General features: G+C 70.8%; 24 protein-coding genes. 13 read left to right on the top strand and 11 right to left on the bottom strand.

The window, feature by feature from the left end; genetic code table 11:
• The first annotated feature begins 78 nt into the window (after positions 1-78).
• On the top strand, positions 79-801 hold the full coding sequence (locus GNT64_RS10015) for an SIMPL domain-containing protein (protein ID WP_156679409.1): 723 nt from the start codon (positions 79-81) through the stop codon (positions 799-801).
• Between the two features lie 61 nt (positions 802-862).
• On the opposite strand, the gene GNT64_RS10010 is transcribed toward GNT64_RS10015, so the two are convergent.
• The 3 genes from GNT64_RS10010 to GNT64_RS10000 form a co-directional block, all read right to left on the bottom strand.
• Entirely contained in the window at positions 863-1,132 is a 270-nt protein-coding gene (locus GNT64_RS10010; RefSeq protein WP_156679408.1) for a GlsB/YeaQ/YmgE family stress response membrane protein, read from the bottom strand.
• A 181-nt stretch (positions 1,133-1,313) separates the two neighbouring features.
• Positions 1,314-1,613, bottom strand: a complete 300-nt coding sequence (gene sciP, locus GNT64_RS10005; protein WP_156679407.1) for a CtrA inhibitor SciP — start codon at positions 1,611-1,613, stop codon at positions 1,314-1,316.
• A gap of 76 nt (positions 1,614-1,689) precedes the next feature.
• Positions 1,690-2,010: a hypothetical protein gene (locus GNT64_RS10000; RefSeq protein ID WP_156679406.1), complete on the bottom strand. Its 321-nt coding sequence runs from the start codon at positions 2,008-2,010 to the stop codon at positions 1,690-1,692.
• Between the two features lie 122 nt (positions 2,011-2,132).
• On the opposite strand from GNT64_RS10000, the gene mnmA reads away from it, so the two are divergent.
• Entirely contained in the window at positions 2,133-3,242 is a 1,110-nt protein-coding gene (gene mnmA / locus GNT64_RS09995) for a tRNA 2-thiouridine(34) synthase MnmA (RefSeq protein WP_156679405.1), read from the top strand.
• 13 nt (positions 3,243-3,255) lie between these two features.
• Here the strand turns inward: mnmA and GNT64_RS09990 are convergent, their stop codons facing one another.
• The 4 genes from GNT64_RS09990 to GNT64_RS09975 are packed head-to-tail and all read right to left on the bottom strand — an operon-like array spanning position 3,256 to position 6,815.
• Positions 3,256-3,867 (bottom strand): ABC-type transport auxiliary lipoprotein family protein, encoded by a 612-nt coding sequence (locus tag GNT64_RS09990; protein ID WP_156679404.1) that lies wholly within the window; start codon positions 3,865-3,867, stop codon positions 3,256-3,258.
• Positions 3,864-4,805, bottom strand: a complete 942-nt coding sequence (locus GNT64_RS09985; protein WP_156679403.1) for an MlaD family protein — start codon at positions 4,803-4,805, stop codon at positions 3,864-3,866. Before GNT64_RS09985 ends, GNT64_RS09990 begins: the two co-directional genes overlap by 4 nt.
• A gap of 7 nt (positions 4,806-4,812) precedes the next feature.
• Positions 4,813-5,715, bottom strand: coding sequence for an ABC transporter ATP-binding protein (locus GNT64_RS09980; RefSeq protein ID WP_156679402.1), 903 nt, complete (start codon positions 5,713-5,715; stop codon positions 4,813-4,815).
• Positions 5,712-6,815 carry an ABC transporter permease gene (locus GNT64_RS09975; RefSeq protein WP_156679401.1) on the bottom strand — a complete coding sequence of 368 codons (1,104 nt, stop codon included), beginning with the start codon at positions 6,813-6,815 and terminating at the stop codon, positions 5,712-5,714. Before GNT64_RS09975 ends, GNT64_RS09980 begins: the two co-directional genes overlap by 4 nt.
• A gap of 160 nt (positions 6,816-6,975) precedes the next feature.
• Here GNT64_RS09975 and GNT64_RS09970 point away from each other — a divergent pair, with 160 nt between their 5' ends.
• Both GNT64_RS09970 and GNT64_RS09965 read left to right on the top strand, forming a co-directional pair.
• The gene (locus GNT64_RS09970) at positions 6,976-7,650 is read left to right on the top strand and encodes an HAD family hydrolase (RefSeq protein WP_156679400.1); all 675 of its coding nucleotides are present in this window, start codon (positions 6,976-6,978) and stop codon (positions 7,648-7,650) included.
• A gap of 98 nt (positions 7,651-7,748) precedes the next feature.
• Entirely contained in the window at positions 7,749-9,545 is a 1,797-nt protein-coding gene (locus GNT64_RS09965) for an EAL domain-containing protein (protein WP_156679399.1), read from the top strand.
• Positions 9,546-9,563: 18 nt separating this feature from the next.
• On the opposite strand, the gene GNT64_RS09960 is transcribed toward GNT64_RS09965, so the two are convergent.
• Positions 9,564-10,892, bottom strand: coding sequence for a cystathionine gamma-synthase family protein (locus GNT64_RS09960; RefSeq protein ID WP_156679398.1), 1,329 nt, complete (start codon positions 10,890-10,892; stop codon positions 9,564-9,566).
• A 129-nt stretch (positions 10,893-11,021) separates the two neighbouring features.
• Here GNT64_RS09960 and GNT64_RS09955 point away from each other — a divergent pair, with 129 nt between their 5' ends.
• Positions 11,022-11,480 carry a glucosaminidase domain-containing protein gene (locus GNT64_RS09955; RefSeq protein ID WP_156679397.1) on the top strand — a complete coding sequence of 153 codons (459 nt, stop codon included), beginning with the start codon at positions 11,022-11,024 and terminating at the stop codon, positions 11,478-11,480.
• A complete protein-coding gene (locus GNT64_RS09950) occupies positions 11,477-12,130 on the top strand; it encodes an N-acetylmuramoyl-L-alanine amidase family protein (protein ID WP_197277353.1) in 654 nt (217 codons plus the stop codon). Before GNT64_RS09955 ends, GNT64_RS09950 begins: the two co-directional genes overlap by 4 nt.
• A 19-nt stretch (positions 12,131-12,149) precedes the next feature.
• Here GNT64_RS09950 and pgeF read toward each other — a convergent pair whose 3' ends face one another.
• From pgeF to lgt, 3 genes are all read right to left on the bottom strand, one after another.
• The gene (pgeF, locus tag GNT64_RS09945) at positions 12,150-12,911 is read right to left on the bottom strand and encodes a peptidoglycan editing factor PgeF (RefSeq protein ID WP_156679395.1); all 762 of its coding nucleotides are present in this window, start codon (positions 12,909-12,911) and stop codon (positions 12,150-12,152) included.
• A 50-nt stretch (positions 12,912-12,961) separates the two neighbouring features.
• Positions 12,962-13,930: a class I SAM-dependent methyltransferase gene (locus GNT64_RS09940; RefSeq protein ID WP_156681529.1), complete on the bottom strand. Its 969-nt coding sequence runs from the start codon at positions 13,928-13,930 to the stop codon at positions 12,962-12,964.
• A gap of 157 nt (positions 13,931-14,087) precedes the next feature.
• Complete coding sequence (lgt, locus tag GNT64_RS09935; protein WP_156679394.1) at positions 14,088-14,948, bottom strand: prolipoprotein diacylglyceryl transferase; 861 nt, start codon at positions 14,946-14,948, stop codon at positions 14,088-14,090.
• Positions 14,949-15,019: 71 nt separating this feature from the next.
• Between lgt and GNT64_RS09930 the strand changes: the two genes are divergently transcribed.
• The 7 genes from GNT64_RS09930 (at position 15,020) to GNT64_RS09900 (ending at position 22,648) form a co-directional block, all read left to right on the top strand.
• Positions 15,020-16,705, top strand: coding sequence for a class I adenylate-forming enzyme family protein (locus GNT64_RS09930; protein WP_156679393.1), 1,686 nt, complete (start codon positions 15,020-15,022; stop codon positions 16,703-16,705).
• 99 nt (positions 16,706-16,804) lie between these two features.
• Positions 16,805-19,018, top strand: coding sequence for a xanthine dehydrogenase family protein molybdopterin-binding subunit (locus GNT64_RS09925; protein ID WP_156679392.1), 2,214 nt, complete (start codon positions 16,805-16,807; stop codon positions 19,016-19,018).
• A gap of 24 nt (positions 19,019-19,042) precedes the next feature.
• Entirely contained in the window at positions 19,043-20,047 is a 1,005-nt protein-coding gene (gene hemH, locus GNT64_RS09920; protein ID WP_156679391.1) for a ferrochelatase, read from the top strand.
• 31 nt (positions 20,048-20,078) lie between these two features.
• A complete protein-coding gene (phbB, locus tag GNT64_RS09915; RefSeq protein WP_156679390.1) occupies positions 20,079-20,801 on the top strand; it encodes an acetoacetyl-CoA reductase in 723 nt (240 codons plus the stop codon).
• Between the two features lie 13 nt (positions 20,802-20,814).
• Positions 20,815-21,090 carry a ribbon-helix-helix domain-containing protein gene (locus GNT64_RS09910; protein ID WP_277873266.1) on the top strand — a complete coding sequence of 92 codons (276 nt, stop codon included), beginning with the start codon at positions 20,815-20,817 and terminating at the stop codon, positions 21,088-21,090.
• A 102-nt stretch (positions 21,091-21,192) separates the two neighbouring features.
• Positions 21,193-21,948 (top strand): energy transducer TonB, encoded by a 756-nt coding sequence (locus GNT64_RS09905; RefSeq protein WP_156679389.1) that lies wholly within the window; start codon positions 21,193-21,195, stop codon positions 21,946-21,948.
• A gap of 16 nt (positions 21,949-21,964) precedes the next feature.
• Positions 21,965-22,648 carry a Fe2+-dependent dioxygenase gene (locus GNT64_RS09900; protein ID WP_156679388.1) on the top strand — a complete coding sequence of 228 codons (684 nt, stop codon included), beginning with the start codon at positions 21,965-21,967 and terminating at the stop codon, positions 22,646-22,648.
• Positions 22,649-22,682 lie beyond the last annotated feature (34 nt).

The following is a 22,682-nucleotide window of genomic DNA, read 5'->3' as shown; positions in this document are numbered from 1 at the left end:
CGGCCGTTCAGCGGGCGTGCAGCGGCGATCCCGTCTTAGGCGGCAGGAGGCGGCAATGCCGCGAACGGAGGGACGGACATGAGATTCGGAGCGACAATCCTGCTGGCGGCGATGGCCGTGCCGACGGCCGCGAGCGCGCAGGTGGCGGCCGTGACGCCGGTGCCGGTGATCCAGGGCACCCGGCTCGACGTCGTGGCGGAGGGAGAGGTGACGCGGACGCCCGACGTCGCGACGATCGGCGCCGGCGTGGTGACGCAGGGCGCCACGGCGGGCGCCGCGATGGCGGAGAATGCGACCCGCATGGCCGCGACCGTCGCCGCCCTGCGTCGCGCGGGCGTGGCGGAGCGCGACATCCAGACGAGCTCGATCAACCTCAATCCGCAATATCGCTACGGTGAGAACGTACCGCCGGTGATCACCGGCTATCAGGCGTCCAACCAGGTGAACGTGCGCTTCCGCGACGTGAAGCGGGCGGGCGCGATCCTGGACGCGCTGGTCGCGCAGGGGGCCAACCAGATCAACGGGCCGAGCTTCACGGTGGACAAGCCGGACGCCGCGCTGGACGAGGCCCGCGCCGCCGCCGTCGCCAGGGCGCGTGCGCGTGCCGAACTCTATGCCAAGGCCGCCGGCCTGTCAGTGAAGCGCATCCTGGCGATCAGCGAGAGCGGCGATACCTCGCCGCCGCCGAGGCCGATGACCGTCATGGCGATGGCGCGCAGCAAGGAGGCCGCGGATACCAGCATCGAGGCCGGCGAGCAGAAGCTGAGCGTCACCCTGTCCGTCACGTTCGAGCTGCAATGACGCGAGAGGGCCGCCCGACGGTGTCGGACGGCCCTCCCTTGCCGACGATGAAGCGTTCCGCTTAGCGGACGCGGCCGCGACGGATGAGGTTGACGATCGCGAGCAGGATCACCGCGCCGAGGAACGACACCAGCAGCGAGCGGATATCGAGCGCGCCCGACGTGATCGACGCACCGCCAAGGATCGGGCCGAGCAGGAAGCCGCCGAGCAGCGCGCCGACGATGCCGACGACGACGTTCAGCAGGATGCCCTGCTGCGCATCCGTGCGCATGACGATGCTGGCAAGCCAGCCCAAGATGCCGCCCACAATCAGAACGATGATAAGACCCATGACCGTAACTCCTCCTGTTATGCCGACATCGCTGCGGCGGGCCGTGCCGTTCCCGCGACGATGGTTGCCGGTTGATACGCGCCGGAAACGAATCCGTTCCTGAAAAGGCGATGAGCGGAGATCAACGAAAACCCGCCGGCATCTCTGCCGGCGGGGCTCAGCTTCACGGGAAGGGCAGGGTTCAGAATTTCTGCTGGCGTTCGTACAGCGTCTTGTAGTGCTGGATGCGGGTCACGCGCAGGCCGGGCATGCCGGATCGATCCACCGCGCGCTGCCAGCTGGCGAACTCCTCCAGGCTCAGGGAGTAGCGGTCGCATACCTCGTCGATCGTGAGCAGGCCGCCGTTCACCGCCGCGACCACCTCCGCCTTGCGTCGCACCACCCAGCGGGTCGTGGAGGGCGGCGGCAGCGAGGCAAGGGTCAGCGGCTCCCCCAATGGGCCGATCACCTGCGCTGGCCTGATTTTCTGGTTCTCGATCATTCTGCCCTCGAAATCGGTCTGGCGACCCGTTCTTGTTCGACGCCAGCATCCTTAGATCGGCCAGCTTGAAGGAAGGCTAACCCCTCAGGGTAAATATGCCATTCACCGGCTCCCGCGGCCGGAAACCGCGGTTCGTCGCCGCGAGGGCAGGATGGAAGCTGCCGCCGAGGGTCGTTACGCTCGATGCCCAGCCGGGCCCCGCCGCAAGCAGCTTCACCAGCGCGACGATCGGATGCGCGCTGTCGAACGTGCCGGTGGAGAGCCGCGCCTCCACCGCCGCGGTTCGCGTCGCCGACTGCATGGCCGCCAGGCTGGCGACCAGCCGCACATAGTCCAGCGGCAGCGGCGCCGCCGCGTCGCAGCGGAGCGCGTCGAGCCGCGTAAAGCCGAGATCCATTTGCTCGCGCCACCTTCTACCTCGTCGGGACTGGTCAACGGGATCTAACCCGGGATGGTGAAGGCGGAGTAAAAGAGGCGCGGCTTTTGCGCCGGATCGCACGATGGGCTAAGGGCGCGGCCATGCAGGCTTCCTTCCAGCTCGATCGGCCGATGGCCGGCGCGCGCATCGTCGTGGCGATGTCGGGCGGGGTCGACAGTTCGGTGGTCGCGGCGCTTGCGGCACGCAGCGGCGCCGAGACGATCGGCGTGACCTTGCAGCTGTACGATCATGGCAGCGCCGTGGGCCGCGCCGGCAGCTGCTGCGCCGGGCAGGACATACGCGATGCGCGCGCCGTGGCGGACCGGCTCGGCATCGCCCACTATGTGTTCGATTATGAGAGCCGTTTTCGCGCGAGCGTGATCGATCGCTTCGCCGCTGACTATGTCGCCGGCCGCACGCCAATACCGTGCGTGCGCTGCAATCAGGGGGTGAAGTTCACCGACCTCTTCGGCATCGCGCGCGACCTGGGGGCGGACTGCCTGGCGACCGGCCATTATGTGCGCCGCGTCGTCGGGGCGGAAGGGGCCGAGCTGCACCGCGCGGCCGATCCGGCGCGCGACCAGAGCTATTTTCTGTTCGCCACCACGCAGGCGCAACTCGATTTCCTCCGCTTCCCCCTCGGCGACATGCCGAAGGCGCGGGTGCGGGAGATCGCGGCGGAGCTGGGACTGGGCGTGGCCGCCAAGCCGGACAGCCAGGACATCTGCTTCGTGCCGGCCGGCGACTATGCCGCCGTGGTGCGCGCGCTGCGACCGGAAGCCGGCGAGGGCGGCGAGATCGTCGACCAGGCGGGGCGGGTGCTGGGCCGCCATCGCGGCCTGATCCACTTCACCGTGGGCCAGCGGCGCGGGCTGGAGATCGGCGGCAGCCCCGAACCGCTTTACGTGGTGCGGATCGAGCCGGAGACGCGGCGCGTCGTCGTCGGGCCGCGCGCGGCGCTGGCGGTGGCGGCGGCGCGGATCGGTGAGGTGAACTGGCTCGGCGGCGATCCGGCCGGGCCGCTGACGGCCAAGATCCGATCGATGGCGCGGCCGGCGCCGGCGACGTTCGACGGCCGGACGCTCACTTTCGCCGCGCCCGAATATGGCGTGGCGCCCGGCCAGGCGGCGGTGCTCTACGAGGGCGAGCGGGTGCGTGGCGGCGGGTGGATCGAGCAGACGGTCGCGGCGGAGGCGGCGCTGGCCGCGTGACGTGCGGGCCGGCTCAGCCGACCCAGCCCGTCACCTCGCTCGCGATCTGGTTGGCCGCCTGGTTCAGCGCCGGCGCGACTGCCGCCACCGTCTGCGCGGAGACGGGCACCCGCGCCTCGAACCGGCGCGTCTCGACTGGCCGCTTCTCGCCGCGGGCGAGCGTTGCCTCATAGATGGCGACCGCATTGTTCGTGGGCGCGTCCAGACCGAAGGCGATCAGCCGCCCGCCCAGCCGCATGCCGGGGGCGAGCGCCGCCTGGCGCGGATCGAGCACCACCCGGCTGCTGCGCGCCGCCAGCGTCTGCGCCAGCACGTCGCGGAACAGGCGGTTCGGCGCGTCGACCCACTGCGCGTCCTTCAGATAGGCGACGGAGGTCGGCCCGGCGCGCACCGGCACCCGCGCGGTGGAAAGCTCCTGCGGCACGGTGGGCACGTAGACGATCACCGTCTCGCCATCCCGCGCGGTTCGCGCGGCGCCGCTGGCCGGCACGCTGTCCGCCGTCAGCGCCAGCAGCTGGGCCGGCGGCTTGGCGCCGAAACTGATGCACGCGGCGAGCGGCAGGGCGGCACCGAGGATCGCGGCGTGCCGCAGGACGGAGCGGAGGGGCAGGCTGCGCGGGCTCATCTCGTCTTCCCTGGCTTGTAGTCGGGCAGTTTGCCGCCGCCGATCACGGCGCCCGCGCCTCCGCGATCCAGCTTGGTGGCGACGCCGGTCAGCGCCTCCGACATCTCCGTCAAGTCACGCACCAGCTGGCTGACCTCGGGGATCGTCTGCGTCGAGAAGGCGCGCAGGCCCGGCCGCGCCTCGGTGATGGCGCCTTCAAGCGCATCCATGCTGCGCTGGGCGGAGGCCACCGTCTTGCGCAGGTCGGCGGCGATCGGGCCGACCTGGGTGTTGGTCGTATCGGCCAGCTCACCGATCTTCTGCGCGGCGATGCCGGCCTGATGCACCGCGATCCTGCTCTCCGCCAGCGCCTGTGCGATATCCGGTCCGCGATCGGCGAGCGAGCCGCTGACGCGATCGAGATTGGCCAGGATATTGCCGAGCGACTTCTGGTTGCGGTCGTTCAGCAGCTCGCCCATCCGCTCCGTAAGGGTGGAGATCTGCTGGAGCAGCTGCGGCGCGCTGTTCAGCAGCTCGCCGAGCGCGCCGGGCTTCGTCGGGATCACGGGCGCACCGTAGGGGCCGACCTCCGTGATCGGCGGCGCACCCTTGATCGCGCCATCGAGGTTGATCTGGGAAACGCCGGTGAACCCGACGCCCGCGATCGTGGCGGTGGTGCCCTGCAGCACCGGCGTCTTCTCGTTCACGCTGATGCGCACGCGGACGAACTCCGGGCTCTCCGGCATCAGCGCGATCTCCTTCACCTGCCCCGTGGGCACGCCGGCGAAGGTGACGGCGGAACCCTTGGCGAGACCGTCGACGGAGGTCTTGAAGAAGATGTCGAACAGCTGGTCGTTACCGCTGGAGAGGCGCGCCATCCAGATCGTGAAGCCCACGATGATGGCGAGCAGCACCAGCACCACGCCACCGACTAGGATGTGATTGGATCTCGTTTCCATCAGGCGTTCACGCTCCCCCGGTCGTGGCTTCGGCGGCAGCCTGCTGGTCGCGCGCCTTCTTCGCCTGCTCTTCGTCCATCTCGCCTTCGCGCAGCCGATCCGCGCTGTCCGCCGCCACGCGGCCGCGCGGGCCGTTGAAATATTCCTGGATCCACGGATGGTCCAACGCGAGCAATTCTTCGATCGTTCCGACCGCGATCACCTTGCGATCGGCCAGCACCGCCACGCGATCGCAGATCGCGTACAGCGTGTCGAGATCGTGGGTGATGAGGAACACGGTGAGGCCGAGCGTCTTCTGGAGGCTCTTGATGAGCTCGTCAAAGGCGGCGGCGCCGATCGGGTCGAGGCCGGCGGTCGGCTCGTCGAGGAACAGCAGTTCGGGATCGAGCGCGAGCGCCCGCGCCAGCCCCGCGCGCTTGCGCATGCCGCCGGACAGTTCGGACGGGTATTTCGGCCCCGCCTCGGAAGGCAGGCCGGACATCACGATCTTGTAGGCGGCGATTTCGTCCAGCAGCTGCTCGGTGAGCGCGGGATAATATTCGCGGAGCGGCACCTCGACATTCTCGGCCACCGTCAAGGTCGAGAACAGGGCGCCGCCCTGGAACAGCACGCCCCAGCGGCGCCGCACGTCCGTCGCCTCGTCCTCGTCGCGGTCGATCATCGGCGTGCCGAACACCGATACCTCGCCGGCGGAGGGCGGTTGCAGGCCGATGATCGACCGCATCAGCACCGACTTGCCGGTGCCCGACCCGCCGACGACACCCAGGATCTCGCCGGGCCGCACGTCAAGGTCCAGATCCTCGTGGACCACCTGCTCGCCGAACGCGTTGCGCAGGCCGCGTACGCGGATAATCGCATCGTCGTCGGTCTTGGCCTCCGCCGGCCGCGCCGGTGCGTCCGTCTCGCTCATATCCACCCGATCGATGCGAAGAAGACGGCGAAGAAGGCATCGAGCACGATCACGAGGAAGATCGACTGGACGACTGCGGCAGTGGTGCGCAGGCCGACCGCCTCGGCATTGCCCTCCACCTGCATGCCCTGGAAGCAGCCGGCCATGGCGATGATGAGGCCGAACACCGGCGCCTTGATGAGGCCCTGGTACACGTCCGTCATCGGCACCACCTCGCGGATGCGGGTGATGAAGGTGACGGGCGGCAGATCGAGCGAGAACCAGCTGAACAGGCAACCGCCGATCAGCGCCAGCATCGCGGCGTAGAAGCCGAGCAGCGGCATCATCAGCACCGCGGCGATCACGCGCGGCAGGATCAGCGCCTCCATCGGCGAGACGCCGATGGTGCGCATCGCATCCACCTCCTCGGCGAGGCGCATGGAGCCGATCTGCGCGGCGAAGGCGGAGCCGGAGCGGCCGGCGACCATGATCGCCGTCATCAGCACGCCCAACTCGCGGAAGGTGAGCCGGCCAACGAGGTTGATCGTGTAGACCTCCGCGCCGAACTGACGCAGCTGGATCGCGCCCTGCTGGGCGATCACGATGCCGATCAGGAAGCTCATCAGGCCGATGATGGCGAGCGCCTCGACGCCCACGACCTCGAACTGGCGGGCGACGGCGTTGAAGCGGAAGCGGCGGGGGTGGCGGATCACGCCGCCAAAGCCGATCACCACCGCGCCGAGGAAGCCGACCAGACCGTTGAAGGTGGTGCCCGCCTTGATCGCGGCGTTGCCGATCTGGCCGACGACGCGCAGGAACGGCGATCTCGTGTCCGGCCGCACCTGCACCGGCTGGTCGGCGGCGGACACCTGTTCCAGCAGGCGGGCCTGCGACTCGTCGGCGCCCTTGATCTCGGCGTCGCCGTCCTTGGCCGCGCGGTGGACGATCCACGCGCCCACCGTGTCCATCCGGTCGACGTCGGCCAGATCGATGCTGGTGGCGCTTACCCCGTCCAACCGGGCCGGCAAGTCGCGGAGCCGCGAGAGGATGAGCGAACCCGAGAAACGCAGGACGCGTGCGCCGTCCTGATCGTCGAGAGTGAAATCTGCCGGTGCGCTCATGTGCTCGCTTTGTGGGGCAAGCGGAGCGGCTGGGCAAGCGCCGGAAGCGGAAAGGAGCACGGCATTCCCTGCCATACTCGTCACCTGCGCCGTGGTTCCACCAAGGCGGTGGAACGCAGGATGGTTTCCACAGGCGCACCGGCGCGTGTAAGCGGCGCGGATGACCGAACTCGCCATCTACGACATGGATCGCACGATCACCCGTGTCGCCACCTACACGCCGTTCCTGCTCCATTCCGTACGCAGGCGGGCGCCGTGGCGCCTGGTGCTGGTGCCCGTCGTGCTGCTCTCGATGCTGGCCTATGCCTGCAAGCTGATCGACCGAGGCCGCCTGAAGGAGATCAACCACGCGCTGCTGCTGGGCCGCCACAACCGCCCGGAGGAACTGGCGCTCGTCGCCGGCAGCTTCGCCGACGAGACGATGCGCACGAACATCCTGCCGGGCGCGCTGCGGCAGATCGCCGAGGACCGGGCCGCCGGCCGCCGGCTGGTGATGGCGACGGCGAGCTACCGCCTCTACGCCGGCACAATCGCCGAGCGGCTGGGCTTCGACGACGTGATCGCTACCAACAGCGTGGCCGGGCTGGACGGGCGCATCCGCGCGAAGATAGACGGCGAGAACAGCTACGGCCCCGCCAAGCTGCGCATGATCGAGGCGTGGATGGCGGCGGAGCGGCTGGTGCGCGCCGAGTGCCGCATCCGCTTCTACAGCGATCACGCATCGGACAGCCCGGTGTTCGACTGGTGCGACACGCCCGTTGCGGCGAACCCCAGCGCGCGGCTGCGCGCGATGGCGGCCGAGAAGGGCTGGCCGGTGGTGGACTGGACGCGCTGACGCCGCCGTCCCGACGTGACAGCCATGTGACACGCAGGATAACCCGCTCTTTACATTGGCCCGCTACCGTCTGCCCAAAGACGAAGGGTCGCGTGAAGATGAGTGCCGTTCCCGACAGGATGGATGCCGCAGCGCGGCTGGAGGCGCAGTTTGCCGCCACCGACCATGCGTATCAGCCGATCATCAACACATCCACGCTGCGCGTGCACGGCTTCGAGGCGCTGGCGCGGCCGGCGCAAGGGGCGGGCGGCATCTGCACGCTGCTGGATGCGGCCGCCGATCTGGGCATCGTGCGGCCGATGGAGAAGATGCTGCTGCGCCGCGCGATCGGCAAGTTCGCCCGCGTGCCGGACATGGGCGGAGTGCGGCTGTTCTGCAACGTGGACAATCGCAGCTACGACGGCCATCCGATCACCGAGGAGACGATGCGGGAGATCGTCTTCAACAGCGGCCTCAACCCCGACAGCCTCTGCCTGGAGATATCGGAGCGGCTGCCCGTCCTCTCCTCTGCCAACCTGCAGCGCGCGATCGGGATGCTGACCGGGCTGAACGTGCGCATCGCGCTCGACGATTTCGGCGTCGGCATGTCCGGCCTGCACATGCTGATGACGGTGGAGCCGCATTATGTGAAGATCGACCGCAGCTTCATCGCCGATCTGCCGAGCAACGCCCGCAAGCAGGCGATCGTGGCAAAGCTGTGCGGCCTGGCCCACGCGCTGGGCTTCCTCACAGTGGCCGAGGGGGTAGAGACCGAGGCGGAGTTCCGTTCCGCGCGCGATCTGGGTTGCGATCTGGCGCAGGGCTATCACATCGCCCGGCCGACGACGGACCTGCGCGACCTCTCGCTGGTCTACGCCGGCACGCTGCGGACGGTGGCGGTGACGGCGATGGCGCCGCGCGTGGCGGAACTGCTCACGCCGGTGACGCCGCTGACGATCGACGAGCCGCTGCTGGCCGCCGCCAACGTGTTCAAGGCCGCGCCCGACCTGCGCATCCTGCCCGTCACCGATCGCGCCGGCACGGTGCTGGGGGCGGTGCTGGAGGAGGATGTCCGCCGTTATCTGCTGAGCGATTTCGGCCCCGCGCTGCTCGCCAACAAGGGCGCCGCGCCGCGGCTGGACAAGCTCGTCCGCCGCGTGCCGATCGGGGAGGCGCACGGCAGCGTGGAGGCGATCGTCAACAGCTATGTCGCGGCCGAGAGCGCCGGCGGCCTGATCCTGGCGACGGAGGGACGCTATGTCGGCTATCTCAGCAACCACGCCGTCCTGCGCCTGGCGTCCGAGCGCGAGGTTTCGGCCGCGCGCGAGCAGAACCCGCTGACCCAGCTGGCCGGCAATCGCAGCATCGCCCGCCACATCGAGGAGAGCCTGTCGCGCGGCGGCGCGCAGACGCTGGCCTTCCTGGACTTCGACAACTTCAAGGCGTTCAACGATACCTACGGCTTCGCCGCCGGCGATCGCGCGCTGCTGATGTTCGGCGATCTGCTGCGCAAGCTGGACGGCGCCGACGGCACCTTCGTGGGCCATATCGGCGGCGACGACTTCTTCATCAGCCTGGAGCGCAACGAGGCGGAAGCGACCGTCGCTATCGCCGAGCTGTGTGCCAAGTTCGCGAGCGACGCCGAGAGCCTCTACTCGCCCGCCGATCGCGGCCGCGGCGGCATCGTCTCGACCGACCGCTTCGGCCTGGACCGCTTCTTCCCGCTGCTGCGCGTCTCGGCCAGCCTGCTGCATCTGCCGGAGGCCCGCGCCCATCTGACGGCGGAGATGGTGAACATGCAGCTTTCCGCCGGCAAGCAGGCGGCCAAGGCGGCGGTGGACGGCCTGTCGATACGGCGCCTGCCCGAAACCGGCCGCCCCGACACGATGCAGGCGCTGCGCCGGGCGGCGGCCTGAGCGCCGGGGCCACGAGGGCTACACTCGTTCGAGCGCTTGATCGAAGTCCGCGATCAGATCGTCCGCATTCTCCACGCCGATCGAGATGCGCACCAGATTGTCGGTGATGCCGAGCGCCGCCTTCCGCGCATCCGGCACCGACAGGTGGGTCATGCCGGCCGGGTGGCTTGCCAGCGTCTCGGTGCCGCCCAGCGATACGGCCAGCTTGGCGATTCTCAGCGCGTCGAGAAAGGCGAAGCTCTCGCGCTCGCCGCCCTTCAGGTAGAGCGAGAAGGTGCTGCCGGCGCCCGTGCAGTGGCGCCGGTAGATGTCCGCCTGGGTGCCGCCGGCTTCCTCCAGGAAGCCGAGATAGCCGACCCGCTCCACCTTCGGATGATCGCGCAGCGCCGCGCAGACCCTTGCCGCATTCTCGCCCGCGCGGCTCATGCGCAGCTCCAGCGTTTCCAGCGAGCGCAGCAGCATCCAGGCGGAGTGGGGGTCGGTGATCGTGCCGATGGTGTTGCGCATCGCCCGTATGGGATCGATCGCCGCCTTCGATCCCATCGCCCCGCCCGCGACGAGATCGCTGTGCCCGCCGGCATATTTGGTCAGCGAGTAGAGCACGAGGTCCGCGCCGTGGCGCAGCGGCCGCTGCCAGAGCGGGCCGAGGAAGGTGTTGTCGATGACGATCGGCGGCTTTTCCGCGAGGTTGCCGAACACGGCGTCGCGCGCGGCGGCCACCGCCTCCACGTCCACCAGCGCGTTGGTGGGGTTCGCCGGGCTCTCGAGATAGATCATCGCCACGCGCCCGGCGGCGGCGCGCGCCAGCACTCCCTCTATCTCCGCGCGGGAGGCGCCGGCGGGGAAATCGAGCCAGTGGACGCCGAAGCGGCCGAGGATCTTGCCGATCAGCGTCTCGGTGGCGGCGTAGAGCGGGGCGGAGTGGACGATCGTGTCGCCCGGCCGCACGCTCGCCAGCATGACGGTGGCGATCGCGGCCATGCCGGAGGAGAAAACGAGCGCGTCCTCCGCATCCTCCCAGATGCCGAGCCGATCCTCCAATATCTCCTGATTGGGGCCGTTGAAGCGCGAGTAGACGAGCCCTTCCGCGCCGCCCGGCCGCTTGCCGGTGACGCCCTCGAAATGGCGCTTGCCGGCGGCGGCGCTCTCGAACACGAAGGTGCTCGTCAGGAAGATCGGCGGTTTCAGCGATCCTTCCGACAGCATCGGATCATAGCCGTGGCCCATCATCAGCGTCTCGGGCGCGAGGCGGCGGCCGCCCACCTCCAGCGGCTGGGCGCGCGGGCGGCGGCGCGCGGTGGCGCCGGTCAGGTCGGCTTCGGTCTCGGGGGTGCTGTTCTCGGCCATCCGATGTCTCCCGTTATGGTGTGGCGGCATCCTATCGCATCGCCACGGGCGCGCCAGCGCGGCGCATTTTCCTACCCGGCGCACGGCTGATAACTGGGCCGGTCTGGCGAACCCCGAGGAGACGGTTTGATGGACGATGCGCTGACCCGGCTGATCACCACCTATCGCGGCTACCCCCTGCCGCATCCGGCCCTGCGCGCCGTGACCCTGGCGCAGTGGCTGCTGGAGAGCGGCCGTGGCACGTCTGCCCTGGCGCGCGAGCATCGCAACTATGCCGGGCTGAAGTGGCGGGCGGAGATGGCGCCGTTCGCCAGCGGCGTCACCTATGCCGCCCATGACGGCGCCGACGCCTACTGCCGCTTTCCAAGCCTAGCGGCGTTCATCGCCGGTTACTGGGCGTTCCTTGGTCGCGCGCCCTACGCCGGCTGGCAGGACCATGCGGGATCGGCCGAGGCGTTCATCCGCTTCGTCGGGCCGATCTACACGCCGGCGCCGGGCTATGCCGACAAGGTGCTGGCGCTGCTGCCGGAGGCGACCGCCCTGCTCGGCGGGCGGGCGATCCGCCGGCCGACCTCGGCACGATCGTGATCGATCCCGGCCACGGCGGCACGGTGAAGCTGCCGGGCAGTGCGCCGAACAACGCCACCAGCGTGTCTGGCGTTGCGGAGAAGGTGCTGACGCTCGACTTCGGCTTCTGCCTGCGCGATGCGCTGGTGGCGCAGGCGGCGCGCACCGGCGAGCGGATCACGGTGGCGCTGACCCGCGAGACGGACGTGAACGTCGCCGGCGCGGCGCGGGCGGCGCTGGTCGGCGCACTCGGCGCGCGCGCTTTCCTGAGCCTGCACTTCAACGGCGCCGCCGATCCGGCGGTGCGCGGCAGCGAGACCTTCTACCGCGCGGCCGAGAAGGGGAACGTCAATCCCGCGCCCGACATCGCCTTCGCGGGCGCCGTGCAGGCCGGGCTGATGGCGGGCATGCGGGCGATCGATCCGGCCGCGAAGGATCGCGGCGTGAAGCCGGACAGCCAGTCCGGCCCCGGCGGCATCGGCGTGCTGAACGATGCGGCGCTGGGCAATCTGCGCCGCCCGCGCCCGGCGGTGGCGGCGCTGGCGGAGCTGGAGTTCATCACCCATCCGAGGGTGGACCGGCTGCTCGTTTCCGGCGCGGCGGCGCAGGCGAACCGGCAGGCGGTGGCCGGGCGGATGGCGGAGGCGATCCGCGGCTATCTCTCGGCCTGATCGGCAGCGGCGACGGGGTCTACAGGCCGATCAGGCTGATCTGGCGGCCGTAGCCAGGCTCGCCTCTGTGGGTCGCGCGGCGGTAGCTGAAGAAGCGGGCGGGATCGGCATAGGTATCCAGCCCCAGCGCCTCGATCCGCGCGAGGCCGCGCGCGGCGAGGCGGGCGACGACATAGGCCTCGATATCGAACTGGTGGTGGCCGGGGCGGACGCCATCGGTGAAGAAGCGCTCATTCTCCGCGTCGGCGGCGCAGAAGCGGGCGAGGAACGCCCCGTCCACCTCGTAGGAGGCGCGCGCGATGCAGGGGCCGATCGCCGCCACGATGCGTGCGGCGTTCGCGCCCAGCCCCTCCATCGCCGCAACGGTGGCATCGGTGACGCCACCGAGCGCCCCCTTCCACCCGGCATGGGCGGCGCCGACGACCCCGGCGGCGGGATCGGCGAACAGCACCGGCACGCAGTCCGCCGTCAATATGCCCAGCAGCAGCCCCGGCTTATCGGTGACGAGCGCATCGGCGTGAGGCCGCGCCGCGTCGGCGAATGGAGCGGTGACGGCGATCGCCTCCGCCGAATGGACCTGATGGAGCGTGACGAGCGCCGCGCCGGGCGCAACCGCGTCCACCGCCAGCGTGCGGTTCGCGGCGATCGCGTGGCGATCGTCGTCCGATCCGAGGCCGACGTTGAGGCCGGCGTGGATGCCCGTGGAGACGCCGCCCTGCCGGCCCAGGAAGCCGTGGCGGATGCCGGCGAGCGCGGGTGCGGTGATTGGGGTGACGGCCATTGCGCCCGTGTAGCGGCTCCGCTTGGCCGGCGGAAGGATGGCGGGTGGCGTCAGAAGCCGGCGGGCTGCGGCCAGCCCGGCGCGACGATCGCCAGCGCGCGGAACAGGCTGCCCATCTGGTCCGCATCGGCCAGCCGCGCCCGCGCCGCCTCGATCTCGTCGGCGCGATCGGGCGCGGCCTTCGCCAGCATCGCGGCGCGGGTGGAGAGGCCGAGCGCCTCCAGCCAGGCACCCTGATCGACCGGCCCGGCCACCGCCGCGCCCTCGGCCCGCGCCGCCTGGGCCAGGGCGGAGAAATCGACGTGGGCGGTCAGATCGCGCGTGCCGGGTGCGGCGAACGGATCGGCATAGGCGTGGGCGTGGACGGCCTGCAGCGTGTCGCCGGCGGCGTGCGCGTCGTAGCCGTAATCGATCACGATCATCGCGCCGCCCTGCGCCACGATGCGCTCGGCGAGCCCGCGGACGATCGCGACGGCGGCGGGCGACGTCTCGACGATGCTGCCGGGCGATGCGCCGCGCAGCCGTTCCGGCACGGCGGCGTCGAACGGCACGGTGCCGGGCACGGGTACGAAGGCGGCACCGTCATGCGCCACCATCCGCTCCCGCCAGCCGGAATAGGTGGCGACGAGCTGGCGCACCGGCAGCGCATCGAAGAACTCGTTGGCGACGAGGAGGAGCGGGCGGTCCTCCGGCAGGCCGGCGATGTCGTCGTGCCAGAGGGCGGCAGGGACGCGCTCCGCCTGGCGCGCGCGCAGGGCCGGGCTGGTCTCGACGAAATGGACTGGCGGCGTCAGACCCGCCGGCCGCATCGCCCTGAGCGCATCGGCGGCGAGCGTGCCGCGACCGGGGCCAAGCTCGGCATAGGCCGCGTCCGGCCGACCGGCGCGCTGCCACAGGTCGGCGAGCCACAGGCCGGTGAGCTCGCCGAACATCTGGCTGATCTCCGGCGCGGTGACGAAATCGCCTGCCGCGCCCAGCGGATCGCGCGCGGCATAGTAAGCGGCGTTCGCCTCCGCCATGAACAGGGCGACGGGCACCGGGCCGGTGGCGGCGATCAGCCGTTCGAGCCGGGCGGAGATGTCTATCTTTCCTCTCCCGGAATTGGAGAGGGCGCCGCCGTCCGCAAGGCGGAAGTGCCTTCTCCCTCCCGCGTGCGGAACGGGAGAGGCGTGTTTGTCACGCCACGCTCTCGGTGCCGGCGATCGGCTCCACGCGGATGCGGCGGCCCTTGGCGGTGGCGATCAGATAGAGGCCGCCGATCAGCATTGGCACGGTAAGCGTCTGCCCCATCGTCAGCCCCCAGCTCAGATGCTCCAGCCCGGCGTCCGGCTCGCGGAACCACTCCATCGAGAAGCGGCAGAGCCCGTAGCCGAGCAGGAAGGTGCCGACGAGCTTGCCCGGCTGGTAGCGCGCATCCGTCTTCCAGAACATGAACCAAAGGACGGCGAACAGCACGATCCCCTCCAGCCCCGCCTCGTAGAGCTGGCTCGGATGGCGCGGGATGTCGCCGGCGCGGGGGAAGACCACGGCCCACGGCACGTCCGTCGGACGGCCCCACAATTCGCCGTTCACGAAGTTGGCGAGGCGGCCGAAGAACAGGCCGAACGGCACGCAGCAGGCGACGTAATCGTGGATGCGCAGCCAGTTGAGCCCGTTCCGCCGGGCCAGAAGGATGATGCCGCAGGTGACGCCGATGACGCCGCCGTGGAACGACATGCCGCCTTCCCACAGCTTCAGCACGTCCACCGGGTGGCGCAGGATCTGTGGCTGGTAGAACAGCACATAGGCCAGCCGCCCGCCGATCAGGATGCCGAGCGTGGCGTAGAACACCATGTCGTCGGCATGGCGGCGGGCCATCGGCGCGCCGGGGCGATCGATCAGCTTCAGCAGATACCACCAGCCGATCAGAATGCCGGCGATATAGGCGAGCGAGTACCAGCGGATCTGGAGGATGCCGAGATCGAGCGCCACGGGCGAGAGGCCCAGACTCTCGAAACGAAAGGCTGCCGTAGCGTCCGCGAGAAGGGTCAGGATCAAGGCTTGTTCCGATCGGATTTTGGCCCTCATACTGGCAGCGGAGAAGAACGAAAAGAGCGAGAGGATCGGCGATGCCGAGTGAGATGGACCGCCGCTTCGGCGAGGTCATGGGCGCGATCACCGGGCCGGACGGGCCGATCCGGGTGGCGCCGGACGCGGCCGGCCGCGCGATCGTGCCGGGGCTGCCGGGCACGCTGGGGGACTTCTTCCGCACCTTCTGCGCGCAGCACGGCGATGCCGAGGCGATCATATCCGGCGAGGAGCGGCTGACCTTTGCCGACATCGATGCGCTGTCCGATCGGCTGGCGGCGGCGCTGGCCGGCCGGTGGGGCATCGCGCCGGGCGATCGCGTGGGGCTGGCGATGCGCAACTGCCCGGCCTGGATCCTCTGCTACATGGCCATCGCCAAGGCCGGCGGCATCGCGACCCTGCTGAACGGCTGGTGGACCGGCGAGGAGCTGGCCCACGGCATCGCCCTGACCAAACCCCGCATCGTCATCGCCGATGCGGAGCGCGCGCGGCGGATCGCGGCGGCGGGGCATGGCGAGGTGGTGGTCGAACTGCCGATCCACGCCGCGATCGAGGCGGCGCTGGCGCCGCTGCTGGCCGATGCCGGCGCGGGCGCGACCCTGCCGGAGATCATGCCCGACGACGATGCGACGATCCTGTTCACGTCCGGCTCCACCGGCCGGCCGAAGGGGGCCGTCGCCACTCACCGGGCGGTGGTGACGGGCACCTACACCTTCCTCAGCATCACCGCCGCCATCCTTCACCAGTTCCACGGTGGCGATCGCGCCAGCCTGCCGAGTGCGCCGGCCGTGCTGGTGGCGGTGCCGCTGTTCCACGTGACGGGCGAGGTGCCGGTGATGCTCAACAGCTTCGCGCTGGGCCGCAAGATGGTGCTGATGGGCCGGTGGGATGCCGGCGAGGCGCTGCGCCTGATCGCGCGCGAGCAGGTGAGCTACTTCGTCGGCGTGCCGACGATGAGCCTGGAGATGATGCAGCACCCGGCGCGTGACAGCTTCGACACGTCCAGCCTGCTGGACATCGTCGCGGGCGGCGCGGCGCGGCCGGCATCGCACGTGCCCCGGCTGAAGGCGGCCTTCCCGGCGAGCAACCCGATGATGGGCTACGGTCTGACCGAGACGTCGGCGGTGGGCTGCACCAACATCCGCGGCAGCTATCTGGCCAAGCCCGGATCGACCGGGCCGGCGCAGGCGCCCTTCGTTGAGGTGTGCATCTTCTCGGCCACCGGCGAGCCCGTGGAGGCGGGCGCGGTGGGCGAGATCGGCATCCGATCGGCCGCCAACATGCGCGGCTACTGGAACGATCCGGACGCCACGGCGCGTGCCTTCACCGCCGACGGCCACTTCCTGACCGGCGATCTCGGCTACCTCGATGCCGACGGCTATCTGTTCATCGTCGACCGGGCGAAGGACATCATCATCCGCGGCGGCGAGAATATCAGCTGCCAGGAGGTGGAGCAGGCGCTCTACGCCCATCCCGCGATCGCCGAGGCGTGCGTGCTGGGGCTGCCGGACGAGCGGCTGGGCGAGGTGCCGGTGGCGGTGGTCCACCTGCGCGACCATGCGGCGCTGGAGCCCTGCGCGCTACGCGACTTCGCCGGCGAGCGGTTGGCGAAGTTCAAGCTGCCGACGCGCATCTGGTTCAGCGATGGGCCGCTGCCCAAGCTCGGCACCGGCAAGGTGGACAAGAAGGCGCTGCGGGCGGTGTACGGCGCGGTAGCGGCGGCGTAGCGGCGCCGGAGCGGTGGGCGGGCGAGGAATGCGCCCGTCTGGCGCTTGCCGCCCGCCTATCCTAGACAGCGACGCGATGACGCGACGGACCTTTCCGCCATGGCGATGAGCCGCAGAACCCTGCTGGTCGGCGGCGGGGCGGGCGTGGGGCTGGTGGTGGCGTGGGGGCTGTGGCCGCGCGCCTACCGGCCCAATCTGGTGGCGTCGCCCGGCGAGACGATCCTCAACGGCTTCCTCAAGATCGGCACGGACGGACATGTCGCGATCGTCGTGCCGCAGGCCGAGATGGGGCAGGGCGTGTGGACGGCGCTGCCGCAGATCCTGGCGGACGAGCTGGGCGCCGACTGGCGCACCGTCTCGGTTGAGCCGGCGCCAATCAGCCCGCTCTACGCCAACACGCTGCTGATCGGCGAGGCGGCCGAGCAGGCGATGCCGGCGCCGCTGAAGGGCATCGCCGGCTGGGCGGCGCGCACCTATGCCACGCGCAGCGCGCTGATGATCACCGGCGGCTCCTCCTCCATCCGCGGCTTCGAGGCGCGCTTCCGCGAGGCGGGGGCGATGGCGCGGGCGCTGCTCTGCATGGCGGCGGGCGCGCGCTGGGACGCGGACTGGCAGGCGTGCGACACCGCCGCCGGCTTCGTGACGCGCGGCGAGGACCGACTGCGCTTCGCCGAGCTGGCGGAGGCTGCGGCCGGCTACGATCCGCCCGACGAGGCGCCGCTGCGGCCGATCGGCGCGGGCGGGATCAGCGGGCGCAACATGCCGCGGCTGGATCTGCCGGCCAAGGTGGACGGATCGGCCCGCTATGCGGCGGACGTGCGGGTGCCCGATCTCGTCTACGCCTCCGTGCGGCACGGGCCGATCGGGTGTGGCGATCTGGCCGCGGTCGACAAGGCGGCGGCGGCGCGGGTCGCCGGCGTGATCGGTACGGTGGAGCAGCCGGGCTGGGCGGCGTGCGTGGCGACCAACTGGTGGGCGGCCGAGCGCGGCGCCGCAGCGATGGCGCCGCGCTTCGCCAGAGGCGCGCCACCGCCGGACAGCGCATCGGTGGCGGCGGCGCTGCGGCGGGCGATGGACGAGGGCGAGGGGCGCCGCTTCGCCGGCCATGGCGACCTGAAGGCGGCGTTCGCCACGGGCGGCGGGCTGAAGGTGGAATATGCCGTGCCGTTCGCCGCCCATGCCGCGATCGAGCCGATGACGGCCACCGCGCGCATCACCGGCGACCGGCTGGAACTCTGGATGCCCACCCAGGCGCCGGGCATGGCCCGCGCGGCGGCGGCGAAAGCTATCGGCTTCGCCGAGGATCGCGTGACGGTGTATCCGATGCTGATCGGCGGCGGCTTCGGCCGCAAGATCGAGCATGCGGCAGGCGTGCAGGCGGCGATCGTGGCACAGGCGATGAAGCGGCCGGCGCACGTCACATGGTCCCGCGCGGAGGACACCATGTTCGATCCGATGCGCCCGCCCGCCATCGCGCGCATGACGGCGGCGCTGGGGGCGCGCGGCACGATCAGGGGCTGGCAGGCGGAGATCGCCGCGCCGGCGACAATGGCCTCGCTGATGGACCGGCTGGTGCCGGGGTCAGGCGACGGCAGTGCGCCGGAGCAGGCGGCCGTGGAGGGCGCGGTGCCGCCCTACGCCACCGGCGCGCTGGCGGTGGACCACTTCCCCGCCGACATCGGCGTGCCGACCGGCATCTGGCGATCGGTGGCGAACAGCTACACCGCCTTCTTCAACGAATGTTTCGTCGACGAGCTCGCCCGGCTGGCGGGCATCGAGCCGCTGTCCTTCCGCATCCAGTCGCTGGGCAACGATCCGCGCCTGGCGCAGTGCCTGACGACCGCGACCGCGCTGGGCGGGTGGGACGGCGGCGTCGCCGGATCGAGCCAGGGCATCGCCTGCCATTCGAGCTTCGGCAGCCATGTCGCGATGCTGGTGGAGGCGCATGTCGGCGATGGGCCGCGGATCGTCGTCGACCGGGTGGTGGCGGCGGTGGACTGCGGCCGCACCATCAATCCGGAGATCGTGCGCCAGCAGATCGAGGGCGGGATCATCTGGGGCATCGCCGCGGCGCTCGGCGCGACGACCGGCTATGCCGGCGGGCGGACCGAGGCGCGCAACCTCGACGCGCTGAACCTGCCGACCCTGGCCGACACGCCGGAGATCCGCGTGGAGCTGATCCGCAGCGGCGCCGCGCCGGGCGGGGTGGGGGAGATCGCGGTGCCGCCGGTGGCGCCGGCCATCGCCAACGCGCTGTTCGCCGGAACCGGGCGGCGGCTCCGCACGCTTCCGCTGCTGCCCGGCGGCCGCTAGGCGAGATCTACAGAAAGCCCGCGCGTGACCCTTCCCGCCGATCATCCCAGCCTGCCGCCAGCCAGGATCGGCGTGCTGATCGTCAATCTCGGCACGCCCGACGCACCGACGCCCGGTGCGGTGCGGCGCTACCTGGCCGAGTTCCTCTCCGACCGGCGGGTGGTGGAGTTGCCGGCGCTGCTGTGGCAGCCGATCCTGCGCGGGCCGATCCTGATGACGCGGCCGGCCAAATCGGCCCATGCCTACCGGCAGGTGTGGCGCGAGGACGGATCGCCGCTCGCCGCGATCACGCGGGCGCAGGCGCGGGCACTCGCTGCCGCGCTGCCGGACGTGATCGTCGATCATGCGATGCGCTACGGCAGCCCCGCCATCGCCGAGCGGCTGGAGGCGATGCGGGCGCAGGGCTGCGACCGCATCCTGATCGCGCCGCTCTACCCGCAATATTGCGCGGCGACCACGGCGACGGCCAACGATGCGGCGTTCGCCGCGCTCTCCACGATGCGGTGGCAGCCGGCGATCCGCACGCTGCCGCCATATCATGACGACCCGGCCTATATCGCGGCGCTGGCCGCATCGATCGAGGCGGGGCTCGCGGCGCTCGATTTCGTGCCGGAGGCGCTCGTGGCGAGCTTCCACGGCATGCCGCAGCGGACCCTGGAGCGCGGCGATCCCTATCACTGCCACTGCCAGAAGACGGCGCGGCTGCTGCAGGAGGCGCTGGGCCGGCCGGTGACGATCGCCTTCCAGTCCCGCTTCGGCCGGGCGCGCTGGCTGGGCCCGGCGACCGATGCGACGCTGGCCGCGCTGGCGGCGACGGGCACGCGCCGGGTGGCGGTGGTGGCGCCCGGCTTCTCGGCCGATTGCCTGGAGACGCTGGAGGAGATCGCGATCCGCGGACGCGCCACCTTCATCGAAGCGGGCGGTACGGACTTCGCCTATCTGCCCTGCCTCAACGATGATCCGGCGGGGATCGAAATGCTGCGCATTGTGCTTGCGCGCCAGCTTGCCGGATGGCTAACACCGCCCTGACCGGCACATAAGCAAGCAAGGGAGAGCGATCATGGCACGCGTTGCAATCGTGACGGGCGGAACACGCGGTATCGGCGAGGCGGTGAGCATCGCGCTGCGCGAGGCGGGCGTCACCGTGGCGGCGAACTATGCCGGCAACGAGGAGCGGGCGCGCGACTTTTCCGACCGCACCGGCATCCAGGCGTTCAAGTGGGACGTGGCGGATCACGCCGCCTGCGCCGAGGGTGTGCAGCAGGTGGAGGCGGCGCTCGGCCCCGTAGACATCGTCGTCAACAATGCCGGCATCACCCGCGACGGCGTGCTCGCCAAGATGAGCGCGCAGGACTGGAAGGACGTGATCGACACGAATCTGGGCGGCTGCTTCAACATGGTGAAGCCCACCTTCCCCGGCATGGTGCAGCGCGGCTGGGGCAGGATCGTCAACATCGGATCGATCAACGGCCAGGCCGGCCAATATGGTCAGGTGAACTATGCCGCCGCCAAATCCGGCATCCACGGCTTCACCAAGGCACTGGCGCAGGAGGGCGCGAAGAAGGGCGTGACGGTGAACGCCATCGCGCCCGGCTATATCGATACCGACATGGTGGCGGCGGTGCCGGCCGAGGTGCTGACCAAGATCGTCGCCAAGATCCCCGTCGGCCGGCTGGGCCAGGCGGACGAGATCGCCCGCACGGTGGTGTTCCTCTGCGCCGAGGAGGGCGGGTTCATCACCGGCTCCACCCTGTCCGTCAACGGCGGCCAGCACATGTACTGAGCCGGACGGCGGCGTGGCCGGCCCCGTCAAGCGATCGGTGATGATCGCGGGCCACGCGACTTCTATCAGCCTGGAGCCGATCTTCTGGGATGCGCTGGCCGTTGCAGCCGCAGAGGAGCGGCTGCCGCTGAACGCGCTGGTGGCGCGGATCGATGCCGACCGCATCGACGTGGCCCGCGCGGCGGCGGAGGCACCCGCCAACCTCGCCAGCGCGGTGCGCGTGTGGCTGTTTGCCCGCTGCCGACGTGACCTGAACCGCGACCTTCGCTCCCCCGGTCCGCCCGACTGAGGACCTGCGCGGCGATTGCGCCGCGTTCTCAGGTCGATCAAAGATGCGATTGCCTCTCAATAGTCTTTGCGCTAGGCGGATCGGATCAGAGGGGGAGAGGCGATGCAGGCTGCCTATGCTCGCGATGGCCGGATAGCAGCGGGCGAGCCGCACTTCCGCGCCAGCTTTCCGGAAGCGCCCCCTTCTGTCGAGAGTCCGCCCGCGATGGCGCCGGAGCCGGGTGGCTATGGCGCGCGCGAACGGCCGAACTGGGCCGCCATCGCCGCGATCGTCGCCGGCCATGCGGCGCTGCTGTTCGCGCTGGTGCGGCTGGACGTAATCGAGATCGGTCGCGAGGCGGCGCCGCCGCTGGTGGTCGTCGATCTGCAAACAAATCCGCCGCCGCCCCCGCCGCCCGCCGCTGCCGTCGTTCCCGAGGTGGCCCCGGTTACGCCGCCGCAGACGCCGCTGGTGGCCCCGCCGCCGATCGTCGAGACGCCGGCCCCGCCGCCGCCCGTGGCCGTGGTGGCGGAGGCGCCGCCGCCGCAGGCCGCGATCGTGGCACCGCCCGCGCCCAAGGCGGTGACCGCCGCGCCGGTGGCGATCGACCTCTCGACCAGGATGGTCTCCGCCAAGCCGCCGCGCTACCCGGTGGAGTGCCGCCGCAACAAGGAGCAGGGCACCGTGGTGCTGCGCCTGCTGCTGGGCATCGACGGCAGCGTCGCCGATATCGCGGTCGCGCGCAGCAGCGGCTTCGACCGGCTGGACAAGGCGGCGCTGGAGGCGGTGCGCCGCTGGCGCTGGTCCCCCACCGTGCAGGGCGGGCAGGCGGTGCAGGTGCGCGGCATGGTCGAGATCCCGTTCGTGCTGCAGGCCTGAGCCCTCCGCGCCGCCGATGATGATCGCCATTCCCGATGTGCTGGACGCCGCCGGCGTGGCGCGGGTGCGCGCGCTGATCGACGCGGCCGAGTGGGTCGACGGCAAGGTGACGGCCGGCCACCAGTCGGCGCTGGCCAAGCGCAACCGGCAGCTGCCGGAAGGATCGGTGGCGGGCCGGGAGGCGGGCGGCATCATCCTGGACGCGCTCGGCCGCACCGCGCTGTTCGTGGCGGCGGCGCTGCCGCTGAAGGTGTTTCCGCCGCTGTTCAACCGCTACGAGGGCGGCGAGGCGTTCGGCATCCATGTCGACAACGCCGTCCGCATCCAGCGCGGCAGCGACTTCCGCGTGCGCAGCGACCTTTCGGCGACATTGTTCCTGGCGCCGCCCGACGCTTATGACGGCGGCGAGCTGTTGGTGGAGGATCATTTCGGCACGCAGGCGGTGAAGCTGCCGGCTGGGCACATGCTGCTCTACCCCGCCTCCAGCCTGCACCGGGTGGAGCCGGTGACGCGCGGCGCGCGGGTGGCGAGCTTCTTCTGGATCCAGAGCATGGTGCGCGACGACGACGCGCGGCGCACCCTGTTCGATCTCGACCAGTCGATCCAGATAATCGCGGCGGACCGCGGCCACGCCGATCCGGCGATGATCCGGCTGACCGGCGTCTATCACAACCTGCTGCGGCGGTGGGCGGACTGCTGAGTTGAAGCGGCCGGGATTGGTGGAAAGCGGACGT

It is taken from the genome of Sphingomonas profundi, assembly GCF_009739515.1.
GTDB lineage: Bacteria > Pseudomonadota > Alphaproteobacteria > Sphingomonadales > Sphingomonadaceae > Alterirhizorhabdus > Alterirhizorhabdus profundi.
Note: the sequence above shows the minus strand (reverse complement) of the source record. Positions and strands in the feature narration are given on the sequence as shown.